The sequence below is a fragment of the Collinsella sp. i06-0019-1H4 genome (genome assembly GCF_042849575.1).
Classification (GTDB): domain Bacteria; phylum Actinomycetota; class Coriobacteriia; order Coriobacteriales; family Coriobacteriaceae; genus Collinsella.
Map to the genome: position 1 here is coordinate 927,892 of NZ_BAABYB010000001.1, position 13,776 is coordinate 941,667.

Annotated in this window: 12 protein-coding genes; all 12 read left to right on the top strand. The window is 59.6% G+C overall.

Features of this window, described 5'->3' with window-relative positions; genetic code table 11:
• The first annotated feature begins 2 nt into the window (after window positions 1-2).
• Window positions 3-1,022 (top strand): phospho-N-acetylmuramoyl-pentapeptide-transferase, encoded by a 1,020-nt coding sequence (mraY, locus tag ACGHEN_RS03930; RefSeq protein WP_390397418.1) that lies wholly within the window; start codon window positions 3-5, stop codon window positions 1,020-1,022.
• A gap of 9 nt (window positions 1,023-1,031) precedes the next feature.
• A complete protein-coding gene (gene murD, locus ACGHEN_RS03935) occupies window positions 1,032-2,438 on the top strand; it encodes a UDP-N-acetylmuramoyl-L-alanine--D-glutamate ligase (RefSeq protein WP_390397420.1) in 1,407 nt (468 codons plus the stop codon).
• Between the two features lie 9 nt (window positions 2,439-2,447).
• Entirely contained in the window at window positions 2,448-3,968 is a 1,521-nt protein-coding gene (gene ftsW, locus ACGHEN_RS03940; RefSeq protein WP_147350644.1) for a putative lipid II flippase FtsW, read from the top strand.
• Window positions 3,958-5,073 carry an undecaprenyldiphospho-muramoylpentapeptide beta-N-acetylglucosaminyltransferase gene (murG, locus tag ACGHEN_RS03945; protein ID WP_390397422.1) on the top strand — a complete coding sequence of 372 codons (1,116 nt, stop codon included), beginning with the start codon at window positions 3,958-3,960 and terminating at the stop codon, window positions 5,071-5,073. The genes ftsW and murG overlap by 11 nt, the downstream gene beginning before the upstream one ends.
• A gap of 97 nt (window positions 5,074-5,170) precedes the next feature.
• On the top strand, window positions 5,171-6,589 hold the full coding sequence (murC, locus tag ACGHEN_RS03950; RefSeq protein ID WP_390397424.1) for a UDP-N-acetylmuramate--L-alanine ligase: 1,419 nt from the start codon (window positions 5,171-5,173) through the stop codon (window positions 6,587-6,589).
• 5 nt (window positions 6,590-6,594) lie between these two features.
• Window positions 6,595-7,506 carry a UDP-N-acetylmuramate dehydrogenase gene (gene murB / locus ACGHEN_RS03955; protein WP_343000990.1) on the top strand — a complete coding sequence of 304 codons (912 nt, stop codon included), beginning with the start codon at window positions 6,595-6,597 and terminating at the stop codon, window positions 7,504-7,506.
• A 262-nt stretch (window positions 7,507-7,768) separates the two neighbouring features.
• Window positions 7,769-8,731: a cell division protein FtsQ/DivIB gene (locus ACGHEN_RS03960; protein WP_390397425.1), complete on the top strand. Its 963-nt coding sequence runs from the start codon at window positions 7,769-7,771 to the stop codon at window positions 8,729-8,731.
• A gap of 198 nt (window positions 8,732-8,929) precedes the next feature.
• Window positions 8,930-10,084 (top strand): cell division protein FtsZ, encoded by a 1,155-nt coding sequence (gene ftsZ / locus ACGHEN_RS03965; RefSeq protein ID WP_118080350.1) that lies wholly within the window; start codon window positions 8,930-8,932, stop codon window positions 10,082-10,084.
• A gap of 214 nt (window positions 10,085-10,298) precedes the next feature.
• Entirely contained in the window at window positions 10,299-11,099 is an 801-nt protein-coding gene (locus tag ACGHEN_RS03970; RefSeq protein WP_390397428.1) for a polyphenol oxidase family protein, read from the top strand.
• Window positions 11,096-11,932 (top strand): phosphate ABC transporter substrate-binding protein, encoded by an 837-nt coding sequence (locus tag ACGHEN_RS03975; RefSeq protein WP_373204618.1) that lies wholly within the window; start codon window positions 11,096-11,098, stop codon window positions 11,930-11,932. Before ACGHEN_RS03970 ends, ACGHEN_RS03975 begins: the two co-directional genes overlap by 4 nt.
• 1 nt (window position 11,933) lies before the next feature.
• Entirely contained in the window at window positions 11,934-12,857 is a 924-nt protein-coding gene (gene pstC, locus ACGHEN_RS03980) for a phosphate ABC transporter permease subunit PstC (RefSeq protein ID WP_390397430.1), read from the top strand.
• 3 nt (window positions 12,858-12,860) lie between these two features.
• Entirely contained in the window at window positions 12,861-13,766 is a 906-nt protein-coding gene (gene pstA / locus ACGHEN_RS03985; protein ID WP_349125475.1) for a phosphate ABC transporter permease PstA, read from the top strand.
• The last annotated feature ends 10 nt before the right edge of the window (window positions 13,767-13,776 follow it).

Consider the following 13,776-nt stretch of genomic DNA (forward strand, 5'->3'; position numbering starts at 1 on the left):
CCATGTTCGGCAATCCTTCGTATCCTACGTACCAGGCATTTTTGGGGTTGGGCATCGCCGCCGTCATCGCGATGCTGCTTATGCCGTGGTGGATTAAGCTCCTGAAGGTCGAGGGCATCGGCCAGCAGGTTCGCGCCGATGGCCCCAAGCGTCACCTGATTAAGCAGGGCACGCCCACCGTGGGTGGCGTCATCATCCTGGTTGCCGTTTCGCTGACCTGCCTTTTGATGGGAAAGCTCACCACCGAGCTCGTGCTTGTGCTGCTCGCCACGCTGGCAACCGGCGTTCTTGGCCTCATCGACGACCTGACTTCTGTCACGCACGGCCGCTCGCTCGGCCTGACGCCTCACGCCAAGATGATTGGCCTTACCCTCATCTGCGTTACCTTTACCGTGCTTGCTGTCAACTGGTGCGGCGTCGCCCCCGAGATTCGTTTCCCCGGTGGCCTGACGATCGACCTTGGTGTGCTCTCGACCACCATTTGCGGCCTCTCTTTTCCGTGGCTCTACCTTGTCTTTTGCTGGCTGATGATCGCGGGCCTTTCCAACGCCGTAAACCTCACCGACGGCTTGGACGGTCTTGCCGGCGGCACCTCCATGATCGCCATGCTGGCCATGGCCGCCATGGCGTTTTTGCACGGCGATGTGAACCTGTCCATCTTCTGCACGGCGTGCGCCGGCGCCTGCCTGGGCTTTTTGTGGTTCAACTGCTATCCGGCGAGCATCTTTATGGGCGATACCGGCTCGCTTGCCCTGGGTGCCGCTTTTGCCTGCACCTCCATCATGACCAACACCGAAGTCGTTTCCCTCATCATCGGCGGTCTGTTTATCGTCGAGACCCTGTCGGTCATGATCCAGGTTGTCTATTTCCACTTTACGCACAAGCGCGTCTTCCTTATGGCGCCCATTCATCATCATTTCGAAAAGAAGGGCTGGGCCGAGACCAAGGTCGTCATCCGTTTTTGGATTGTCGCCGCGGCCTTCGGAGCCCTGGGCCTCGCGTTGTTCTTCCAGTTGGGATAGTGGTCTTTCATGCCTCTTGCTAATGTCTTTAGCCTGCTCGTTTTGGGCCAGGGCAAGTCCGGTCTTGATGTCGCTCGCTGGGCGCTTGCGCATCCCGAGCGCGTGAGTGCCGTTACCGTTTACGGTGGCGGCGCGTCCGAGCCCAACGATGCCACGCGCTCGCTCGAGGCGCACGGGGCATCGTTTGTCTACGGAACCGAGCAGGTCGAGGGCGCGTTTGATGTATGCGTGACGTGTCCGGGCATCTCGGAGTTCTCGGCATTCTTTAAGGCTGGCCGTGATCACGCTGCCCAGATTATGGGTGAGCCCGAGTTTGCCTACCGTCTGTCTCCCCAAAATTGGATTGCCATTACGGGCACCAACGGCAAGACGACAACCACGTCGCTGACCGATTACCTGCTTAAGGCGGCGGGCGAGGCGAGCGTTGCTGTCGGCAACATTGGCGAGCCTCCGGTGAACGAGATCGATGGCCGTGCGCATAACGAGTGGTTTGTGGCGGAGCTTTCGAGCTATCAGATCGCAACGACCCGGGAGTTTCACCCCCGTGTGGCGGTGCTGCTCAACATTACCCCCGATCATCTGGGCTGGCATAAGAGCCATAAGAACTATGCGCTCGCCAAGATTAAGCTCTTCGAGAATATGGTCGACGATGACCTGGTGATTGTTGATGTCGAGGATGCCGGTATCCACGAGTTCGATGAGTACATCTATGTTCCGGGCCGTCGCATCTGCAAGGTTGCTTTTGACGAGCCTGCGGGCGAGGACGCCGCATTTGTTCGCGATGGCAAGATGGTCATTCGCCTGAAGGGCGTCGAGACCCCGCTCGTCGATACGTCCGAGCTTAAGATTTCGGGCCATCACAATGTAATCAATGCCCTGTGTGCTGCCACGGCGGCCCTGACGGTCGGCGCCGATGTTGACGGTGTGTGTCGCGGCCTGGTCTCGTTCCAGCCGCTGGAGCACCGCGTTGAGCCCTGTGGCGAGATCGATGGCGTGCGCTATGTTAACGATTCCAAGGCAACGAACACCGATGCGGTCGAAAAGGCCCTGACGGCGTTTCCCGATGACGATGTGATCTTGCTGCTCGGCGGTCACGATAAGGGCACGCCGCTCGAGTCCTTTGCCCGCGTTGTGATGGATAACGTTCGCTCGGTGGTCTGCTTTGGCGACGCGCGCGAGCGCTTTACCGCCGCTATGGACGAGGCGGATGTCGACGGTGATGTCGATATCGCCCAGGCCGACGACCTGCGCGATGCCGTGGACGTTGCCCGTTCGCTCTCGAGCCGCGGCGATGTGATCTTACTGTCGCCCGCCTGCTCTTCGTTCGATGAGTTCTCGGGCTACGAGGAGCGCGGTCGCGTGTTTAAGGACTATGTGGCCCAGCTTGCCGCTGCGTCCAATATGCAAATGGAATAGGGGTTGCCGGTGAGAGAGGAGAGCCCCCGACAGAATATGAGGAGGCCCGACTCGGACCGTGCTTCCTCGCAGTGCATCACGCCGCGCGCCGGTCGTCGCACGCAGGGCATCGGCGAACGTTATATCGCCGGCGTCCCCGCACGTATCATGCGACCCCGCCTGGTCTTTTTGACCTGCCTGTTCTCGCTGGTCTGTTTTGGCCTGCTTATGGTGTACTCGGCTTCTTCAGTCGAGGCGCTTCACGAGAACGACTCCGCGACCTACTTTTTGTTCCGGCAGTTTATGTTCACTGTCGTCGGTGTTGCTGCCCTCGAGTTCATCGCGCGCGTTGCACCCGATAGCTGGTTTGGCGAAGGGGCGCTTAAACTTGCCCTTATCGCTATGATGATCTTGCTGCTTGCGGTGTTCCTCTTTGGTAGCGGCAGCCGTGGCGCTACGCGCTGGCTGAGCATTGCCGGCATTCAGTTTCAGCCATCGGAGTTTCTCAAGCCGTTTGCCATTGCCTATTCTGCCATCATGCTCGATCGCGTGTTTTCGCCCGGCGGTAACATCAATGAGTTCCTTAAGGGCATGGGCTTAAATTTGGGCATATCGCTCGTCTTGATTTTTATTCAGCCAGACTTTGGCACCATCCTGATTATTCTGTTGACGATCATGTGCATGGCGCTCTTTGCCGGCCTTGACCCAAAATTCATTATCGGTGCGATTCTTGCTGGCGTCGTCATCATCGTGATCGCTCTTGTCGTCGAGCCGTACCGTATGGTGCGCATTCAGGTTCTCTTGAACCCTTGGGCAGATGAATATGGAGACGGGTATCAGGCAACGCTTGCCATTATGGCGTTTGCTTCGGGTGGACTGTTCGGTCGCGGTATCGGCAACTCAACCATGAAGTACTCGTATTTGCCCGAGGCGCACAATGACTACATCCTGGCCATCATTGGCGAGGAAGTTGGCTTTTTGGGGACGCTGCTGTTATTCTTGGTGTTTGCGATGCTGATCTACTCGGCGTTTCGAATCGCCGAGCAGGCTACCGATCGTCGCGGGGCGCTCATGGCTTCGGGCTCTGCGGTTATCCTCGCGGTGCAGTTTTTGATCAACGCGCTGGGTATTCTCAACGTGTTTCCCATGACGGGTAAGCCGCTGCCGTTTATCAGCTATGGCGGCTCGTCGATTATCGTGTCGCTCATGCTCGCCGGGCTTATCTTGCGCGTTTCGCACGAGAGCGCTCGACGCGATGAATACGATCGTCGCCGAGATAGTTTTGCCGTTATGGACGAAAGCACCGCCGGGGTGCCCCATGCGCGTGGGGAGCGCTCATCGCGTGGCGGTTTTACCGTCTTGAACGGTTTTGCTTCGGAGTCGGATGCCCGTCCCCGGCCGCGCTCTGCGCCGCAGGGTCGCCCGCAACGACCGGCACCGCGCAATACGGGTGGCGGATATAATCGAATCGACTTGAATTCGGACCCGTCGGCGCGCTTGCGCACCGACGATCAGGGGCCGCGCGTACGAAGGGACTACCATGACCGATAAGATGACCGTTGCTATCGCAGCCGGCGGCACGGCGGGACATATCAACCCTGCACTCGCCTTGGCCGAGGAGCTACGTGACCGTGGCCATCACGTTGTGTTTGTAGGTCAGTCGCATAAGCTCGAGGGTCGTCTGGTTCCCGAGGCAGGGTTCGATTTTGTGCCGATTACGGTTACGGGCTTCGACCGCTCTCGCCCTTGGACGGCATTGAGCTCGCTGTGGCGTGTCTATAAGGCGAAGCGCGCGCTCGGCAGCCATTTTTCTAAAGCCTGCAAGCCCGATGTCGCTATAGGTTTTGGCGCCTATGTCGAGGTCCCGCTTCTGGGCTGGTGCAAAGACGCGGGCATTCCGTATCTGCTGCATGAACAGAACTCCGTTCCGGGCCTTGCTAACAAGATGATGAGTTCGCATGCCGCCCGCGTTTGCATCTCGGTGCCGGCAGCACGTTCCGTGTTTGAGCGTGAGGGCGATCCTGACCATGTGCTCATGACCGGCAACCCCGTGCGCCGTTCTGTGATCGAGGGGGATCGGGTTCGCGGTCGCAGGGCTCTCGACGTGCCTGAGGACGCCACACTCCTGCTGGTTTTTGGCGGCTCACTTGGTGCTCAACATCTTAATGAGCGCGTGGCTTCGCTTAAAAACGAGTTGCTCTCGCGCGATAATCTCTATGTTTTGCATTCGACGGGCGCCGATGGCTTCGAGGACACCGAGCGTGCTCTTGCCCTGATGCCCGAGGAGGCGAAGCGGTATCGCGTCCAGCCCTACATCGACAATATGGGCGATATGCTGGCCGCGGCCGATTTGGTCCTCTCGCGCTCGGGCGCTTCGAGCGTTGCCGAGATCGCGGCCCTTGCCACACCTTCGGTACTGGTGCCGTATCCGCATGCGACGGCCGATCATCAGACCACCAATGCCCGCTATCTGGTCGATGCCGGTGCTGGCGTGCTCTGCGCCGATGCCGATATCGACACCCGGGCGTTTGCCGATGAGCTGCTGCATCTTATCGATGATGCGCAGGCGCGCGATGCCATGCGTCAGGCGGCTCGCGGTTTGGCCCAGGACCGCGCTGCCGTCCTTTTGGCAGACGCGGTAGAAGGATTGCGTTAGTTAGACGGGATATCGCGGGTCGCCCTCGCGCGGATGCGGTAGGTGCGGTACAGTAGACGGGTTACAGGCAGTGTTTACGCAAGGAGTACACGAGCACATGGCTGATTCCCAGACTGCAACCTCCGCGCCCGATTTCAAGAGCGCCCATTTTATCGGTATCGGTGGCGCCGGCATGAGCGGCATCGCCCTCGTCCTTCACGAACGCGGCTATGTCGTTACCGGCTCCGACCTTAAGACGTCGCGCTATATTCGCCAGCTTACCCGCGCCGGCGTGAAGGTGCATGTGGGCCATGAGGCCGCCACCATCGACGAGGTCAAGCCCGACGTCGTCGTGGTCTCTACCGCTATTCCCGAGTCCAACCCCGAGCTCGTCCGTGCGCGCGAGCTGGGTATTCCCGTGTGGCCTCGCGCCAAGATGCTCTCGGCTCTGGGCCACGGCTACACCACCGTCGCCGTCGCCGGTACTCACGGCAAGACCACGACCTCTTCGATGTGTGCCACCATGCTCGACCGCATGGGTCTGGACCCCAGCTTCCTGATCGGTGGCATTGTTGAGGGCTACGATACCAACGGCAAGAACGGCTCGGGCGACTATTTTGTCGCCGAGGCGGATGAGTCCGACAGCTCCTTCCTGTTCCTTAACCCCAATGTGGTCATCGTGACCAACGTCGAGGCCGACCATCTCGATCATTACTCGGGTATCGAGGAGATCGAGGCCACCTTCGCCAAGTTTATGAGTCTGGTGGGCGAGGACGGCACGGTCATCGTCTGTGGCGAGGACCCGCATCTGGTCGAGCTTGCCAAGTCGACGGGCCGTCATGTGCTTTCCTATGGCTTTGCCGAGACCAACGACATCGTCTGCGTGCATCCGGATGTCAAGGGCATCCAGAGCGACTTTATCGTTCGCTTTGAGGACGACACCGAGCACGCTGTCGAGATTAAGAGCAACCCCGGTCGTCACAACATGCTCAACGCCACGGCCGTCTTGACCGTCGCCCATGTCCTAGGCCTCGATATCGACGCCGCCGCTAAGGCACTTTCGAGTTTTGAAGGCGTCCGCCGTCGCTTTACCCACGTGGGCGATATCGACGGCATCACGGTGGTTGACGATTACGGCCATCATCCCACCGAGATCAAGGCGACGCTCGCTGCTGCCTCTTCGCTGGGCTACAAACATGTCGACGTCGTGTTCCAGCCGCACCGCTATTCGCGCCTGCAGGCTCTGTGCGATGACTTTGCCGACGCATTCGCCAATGCTGACAAGCTGCTGTTGATTGACGTGTTCTCTGCCGGCGAGATGCCCATCCCGGGTGTCACGTCCAAGATGCTTGCCGATACCGTGCGCGCCAAGCATCCCGGCAAGGAGGTCGTGTACTGCTCGAGCCGTCTTGAGCTCAATGAGGAGCTCGAGAAGATGGTGGGCGAGGGCGATTTGCTGCTTACCATGGGCGCCGGCGACGTCACGACGGTCGGCCCCGAGTTCATCGAGTATCTGACTGCCAAGAAAGACGCTTAAACCCCATGGGTCTGTTTAACGCCGTCATGGCGCTTTCGGGCATGATCGATACGGACGTAATTGAGGATGAACGCCTCGCGCGCCATACGAGCTATCGTATCGGCGGCAAGGCGGACCTCTTTGTGACGTGTCACAGCTATCATGCCTTGCGTCGCGCCGTGGCGGTGCTCGATCGTGAGCAGGTACCGTGGGTCATTATCGGCAAGGGATCTAATCTGCTTGTTGCCGATGCAGGCTATCGCGGCGCCGTCATTTCGTTGGGGCGTGAGTTCCAGCGTACGGTTGTCGCCGAAGACGGTTGTACGCTGACGGTCGGTGCGGGCGTAATATTCGCTCGCCTAGTCAACGACGCGCTGTCGCGCAGCCTTTCGGGCCTTGAGTTTGCGGTCGGTATTCCCGGCTCCGTTGGCGGCGCCGTGTCCATGAATGCCGGCACGCGAACCGAGTGGATTGGCTCGCTGGTCGAAGATGTCGTTACGTTTGACCCGAGCTCCGGCATCAAGCATTACGCGGGCTCGGAGATCGCTTGGGGCTACCGTGAATGCAGCCTGCCGCGTAACGAGATCATTCTGGAATGCGTGCTCAAGCTCAAACCTGCGCCCAAGGCCGATATCCGTGAACGTATGGAGCGGTACCTGACGCGGCGTAAGCGCACACAGCCCATGGGCTGTGCATCCTGCGGGTCGGTATTTCGCAACCCGCCCGATGCGAGCGTGGGCAAGCTTATCGAGGATTGTGGATTAAAGGGTTTTTCGGTTGGCGGCGCGGAAGTTTCGCCCGTACACGCTAATTTTATCGTTAATAACGGAACCGCCTCGGCCGATGACGTGGCCGCGGTTATCAGACATGTGCACGGAAAGGTGAGGGAGGCGTATGGCATCGAGCTCAGACCGGAAGTTAAATTCCTCGGCTTCTAGAGCATCGAAACCAACCTTCCGCCGCGCCGGAGGGCGTTCCGGCGCACCGTCTCAGCCTCAACGTAAGTCCGTTATGCCTTCTAAGCCTGCTGGGTCCGTGCGGCCTGCCAAGCGTTCGACTGTCGGTTCGCAGCTTGGCGGACGCCCCGCGGCCAAAAATGTTGCTCGTCCGGTGGCACGTCCCTCGGTGACGCCCAAACCGGCGATGGGCGCCATACCTTCTCGCCCCATAGCGTCGCCCAAGCCCTCGTTGGGGGCAAAGGTGACGCGTCCCGGTCGCGCGCTGGGTGCATCTAAGCCACGTATGCTGACGTCGGTGTCGGCCTCCGCAAAACCGCAATCGGGCAAAAAGGGCTCTAATCCGTTGTCATCGATCGGCGCCCTGGCAAATCATGCGGCGGGTGCCGCTTCTGCCGTTAAGGGCAAGGGCAAAATCGCGGGCGGCATCCTTGCCGCTCTGGCAGTGCTTGCAGTCGTTGCCGTCGTCGTCATTAACTCTGGCCTGTTCGCCGCTAACGATATTCAGATCCAGGGCAGCGAGCATGTGACCAAGCACGATGCCATCCAGCTGATCGATCTGCCCGAGGACACGTCGCTGTTCAATGTGAATCCCGACCAGATCACCGAGGGCCTCAAGCAAAATCCGTGGGTTTCGGGCGTGGATGTTCAGCGTCAATTTCCCCATACGCTCATCATCACGCCGACGGAACGCAAGGTTATCGCAATTGCCTACATTAGCTCCGACGATCTTGCATGGGCGATCGGGGACGATGACACATGGATTGCACCGCTGTCTACCTCGGTCGATGTTGACGACCAGGGCAATGTCATCACAACGGGGGAGGGTGCCAACACCCTAAACGGCATCGATGCCGCCCTGGCGCTCGCCAAACATTACGGAGCCGTGCTGCTGACCGATGTCTCGGCCGATGTCGCGCCGGTTTCGGGGCAAGCGGTAAATTCCAAGGCGGTCAAGGCCGGCCTGGATTACGTCCGCGGATTCTCGAGCGAGTTCCTGGGCCAGGTCAAGGATATTTCCACGCCCTCGGTCGAGGCCATCTCGGCGAATCTCGATAACGGTATCGAGGTGTCGCTCGGAGATTCGGATGACATTGCCAAAAAGGAGCGTATTGTTACCAAGCTGCTTTCGCAGGTGGAGGGCGTGACGTATATCAACGTTCGATCTCCTGGCAACTATACGTTTAGGAACGCACCGACCTCGTAGCGTCTTCTGGCCTTTGTTGACGGGGCATACCGCGCCGTTTATCTGGTTTGTTTGGTTTTCACCGTCAATTATTTGACTGATACGTTCATAATGTGCAAACATAATACGGTTTACCTTTGCATTTACTTTCAACTTGAAGGTTAATGTGCGCAGGGGTCAACCCATGCTATGGCAATAACCTTTGTTCGGAGGACCGACATGCACGAGACAGAGATCAACAACTACCTTGCCGTCATTAAGGTGGTCGGCGTCGGCGGCGGCGGTACCAACGCGGTCAATCGAATGATCGAAGAGGGTATCCGCGGCGTCGAGTTTGTTGCCATCAACACCGATGCTCAGGCACTCGCGATCTCTGATGCCGATATCAAGGTGCACATCGGCACCGACCTGACCCGCGGCCTGGGCGCTGGCGCCAACCCCGAGGTCGGCCGTAAGGCCGCCGATGAGTCCCGCGACGACATCGCCGAGGCGCTCGCTGGCGCCGATATGGTGTTCATCACCTGCGGCGAGGGCGGCGGCACCGGTACCGGCGCTGCCCCCATCGTTGCCGATATCGCGATGAACGAGGTCGGCGCGCTGACCGTCGCCGTCGTGACCAAGCCCTTTACGTTTGAGGGCCGCAAGCGCAAGAAGAGCGCCGAAGAAGGCATTAAGACGCTTTCCGACTGCGTCGACACCATGATCGTTATCCCTAACGACAAGCTGCTCGACATCGCCGAGAAGAAGACCACCATGCTTGAGGCCTTCGCAATCGCCGATGGCGTCCTTTCCCAGGGCACCCAGGGCATCACCGACCTCATCACCGTCCCCGGTATCATCAACCTGGACTTCGCCGATGTTAAGACCATCATGAAGCAGGCCGGTACCGCCATGATGGGTATCGGTACCGCTTCTGGGGACACCCGTGCCGTCGACGCTGCCCAGCAGGCTATTTCCAGCCCGCTGCTCGAGAGCTCCATCGATGGCGCTACGCGCGTCCTGCTTTCCATTGCCGGTTCCAAGGACCTGGGCATCCAGGAGATCAGCGACGCCGCCGACGTTGTCGCCAACGCCGTCGACCCCGAGGCCAACATCATCTTCGGTACCGTTGTCGACGAGTCCCTGGGCGATCAGGTGCGTATTACCGTCATCGCTACGGGCTTCTCCGACTCCAACGTCAACCGTCAGGACGAGCTCTTCGCTGCACAGCAGTCCCAGAGCAAGGCCGCTGCTTCTACCGAGCCGCAGCGCACCGCTCCTGCCACGAGCCCGGCTCAGGCTGCCCCGACTCGCAACGTCGGTGGTACCGAGCTCCCCAACTTTGGCAACGACCAGTTTGAGCTTCCTGACTTCCTCAAGCGCGGCAGCTTCTAGTTCGTTTTTCTCAGCGACCTGTATGGGGTGCGTCCGATTGGGCGCACCCTTTTTGTTGTGTTTTGCCTTTGTAAACGAAAGCCTCCAATCTCCTTACGTTCCCCTTACGTTTAGCCCCTACCGCTGCGGGTATCCTTTTGATGAAGTATGGCAGCCGTGTGGCACGGACTGCTGCGGCGTCGCCGCGATACTTGTGTTATTAGGAGGCTTTAGTATGGCAGCACGTGCGGACAGCGTTTCGCGTGTCGACCATGATGGAGTTACGTTGGTAGAGGGCGCGACGCACGATGTTCGCTTTGCTTTTACCGAACGCGCCGGCGGTGTTTCCGAAGATGCGTACTCCTCACTCAATCTGGGCTCGCATGTTGGCGATGACCCCTTTGCCGTTCAAGAAAATCGTCGCCGCGCACTCGAGGCCTTGGGTGCCGCCGAGTGCGAGCACAACCTGCTTGTTCCCAATCAAGTACACGGTGACCATGTCGTGACGGTGGCCTCGAACGGTGCCGATTATCTCGAGAATATTCGCGAGCAGATTGCCGAGGGCTGCGATGCCATCGTCTGCATGGCCCGTGAGGTACCCGTGATGCTCTGCTTTGCCGATTGCGTTCCCGTGGTGCTGGTGGCTCCCGGCGGCTTTGCCGTGGTGCACTCTGGCTGGAAGGGCACGATTGCGCGCATTTCCGCCAAGGCGTGCCAAGCGCTCTGCGAGGCGGCTGGCTGCAAGCCGGACGACATCTCTGCCTACATTGGGCCCCATATCCTGGGCGACGAGTACGAGGTGTCCCAAGAACTTATGGATCGCTTTGCCGCCGAGTTCGCGTGCATCGATGCCTCTGCTTCTCGTATGCTCGATCTTTCCGCCGCCATTCGCGAGGCGCTGATGGACGCCGGCGTCGAGGCGAGCAGCATTGTGGACACCAAGCTTTCCACCGTTCGTCAGAACGACCGCTTTTATTCCTACCGCAACGAGGGCGGCACCTGTGGGCGCCATGCTGCGATCGGCGTGATGCTATGAGAAAGATCGCATCGGTCCTGAGTGCTGCAGTGCTTACGCTCACGCTGTGTGCTTGCTCCTCGGGATCTTCCACATCTTCTATTACCGTGGCCGGCTCGACCACGTGCCTTCCCATTGCCGAGATTGCAGCCGAGGGCTTTAAAGAGGAGACCGGCACCGACGTGCTCGTCTCCGGCCTTGGCTCATCTGCTGGCATCGAAGCTGTTAGCGCCGGCACCGCCGATATCGCCAGCTCCTCTCGTGGCCTCAACGCCGATGAGCAAGACCTGGGTCTGACGCCTATCGTTATCGCGCACGACGGCATTGCAGTCATCGTGAACGACGACAACCCGGTCGATAATCTCTCGACCGAGCAGCTCCGCGATATTTACGCCGGCAAGATCACCAACTGGAAGGAAGTCGGCGGAGAGGACCTGAAGATTCAGGTTATCAACCGCGACGAGGCGTCCGGTACGCGCGAGGCCTTCCGCACTATCGTGATGGACGGCACGCCATTCGATCGCCGCTCGGCTGTTCTTTCGGGCACGGGCCAGGTGCGCGATGTCGTGTCTCGCTCGCGTGGCGCCATTGGCTACATCTCGCTGGGTTTTGTCGAGAGCCTCAACGCCAAGACCTCGGTCAAGGCCGTTTCGGTCAACCATGTCGAGGCATCCGAGAAGACGGTCGCAAGTGGCGGCTATCCCATCTCGCGTGACCTTTACTTCTTTGTGAAGGGGACGCCTTCGCAGCAGGCGCAGGATTACATCGACTATGTGACGTCCGAAAAGATGGACAAGCAGATTCGCGAGGCGGGCTTTATTCCCGTCACCAACGACGGAAAGGGGAGTGAGTAGCGTGGAAGCACAGGAAACCCCCCAGATTGAGCAGGAGACCCGGGTGCCCAAAAAGCGTGAGTTGGCGTTGGTGTCGCGCAGCACCTATCTTAAGGAGAAGGCGCTGCAGTGGATCTTCTTTGCCTGCGCGTTCTTGGCGGTCGTCACCGTCATCCTGATTTTTGTCTTTACCACGTACTCGGCGCTGCCGGTCTTTACCGACATCGGCCTGGCGGACTTCTTTAGCTTTACATGGGCACCCTCTGAGGGCCACTACGGCATTATGTCGCTGCTGGCGGGTTCTGGTCTGGTGACTGTCGGTGCGCTCGCCATGGGTGTGCCCCTGGGTGTGGGCACGGCTGTGTATCTGGTCGAGATCGCCAGCAAGCGCGTGCGCAGGCTCATCAGCCCCGCCGTCGACCTGCTGGCGGGCATCCCCTCCATCATCTACGGCTTCTTTGGCATGGTCATCATCCGTCCGTTTATCGCGCAGCTGACCGGCGGTCTTGGCTTTGGCGCGCTGACGGCGTGGCTCGTGCTCGCCATCATGATCGTCCCTACCATCACGACGCTTACCATCGATGCCCTCAATTCCATCCCCATGGGCATTCGCGAGGCGTCCTATGCCATGGGTGCCACCAAGTGGCAGACCATCTACAAGGTCGTGCTGCCTGCAGCCAAGCTGGGCATTGTCGATGCAATTGTCTTGGGTATGGGGCGTGCCATCGGTGAGACCATGGCCGTGCTGATGGTCGTGGGCAACGCCCCGGTCATTCCAGATAGCATCTCGAGCCCCATCTCGACGCTCACGAGCCAGATCGCACTCGACATGAGCTATTCCTCGGGCCTGCATCGCTCGGCTCTGTTTGGCATGGGCGTGGTCCTGTTTATCATCTCAGCTGCACTGGTGGGTATCGTTCGCCTGATTTCAAAGAAGAGGGGGTAGGCTATGTCCGATTCCGTTGACACGACGGTCGATGCGACCTCGTCGCGCGAGCTCATCAAGCGTGCCCTTTCCCATGGCAAGAAGGGCCGCATCAACAAGGACCTGTCCAACAAGATTATGCTCGGCGTGTTTCGCGCCGCGGCCTATATCACCACCCTGGTGTTGCTCGCCATCATCGCCTACGTGGTCATTAACGGTCTTCCGCATATCTCGCTCGACTTTATCTTCGGCTGGCCGCAGGGCGTAAACGCCGAGGGCGGCATTTGGCCCACGATCGTCTCGACTATCTACGTGACGGCACTCGCCATGCTCATCTGCACGCCGGTTGCCGTCTTGGCTGCGGTCTATCTGGCTGAATACGCCAAGCAGGGCAAGATTGTCGACATCATCCGCTATGCTGCCGATGCTCTGGCCTCGGTGCCTTCCATCGTTATGGGCCTCTTTGGTTACGCCTTGTTTGTTGAGGCCATGGGCCTGGGTCTTTCGATGGTTTCGGCCGCCCTGGCGCTGGCGCTTCTGATGCTGCCCATCGTCATGCGCACCACCGAGGAGGCAATCCGCGCCGTTCCGCGCTATATCCGTTGGGGCGCATATGGCCTGGGCGCCACCAAGTGGCAGGTCGTCTCCAAGATCGTGCTTCCTTCGGCCTTTGGCCGCATTGCCACCGGCATCGTCCTTGCCATCGGCCGCGCCATCGGCGAGACCGCGGTGGTGCTCTACACCATGGGTCAGGCCATCAACCTGCCCATATCGCCGTTCGATTCCGGTCGCCCCATGACCGTTCACCTCTATCTGCTTGCCAATGACGGCATCAACATGAACGCAGCCTACGGCACCGCGCTTTTGCTGATGGCGATTATTCTGGCCTTCAACCTGTTTGCGCGTTATCTGTCGCGCAAGCGCCGCTAGTTAAGGAGTC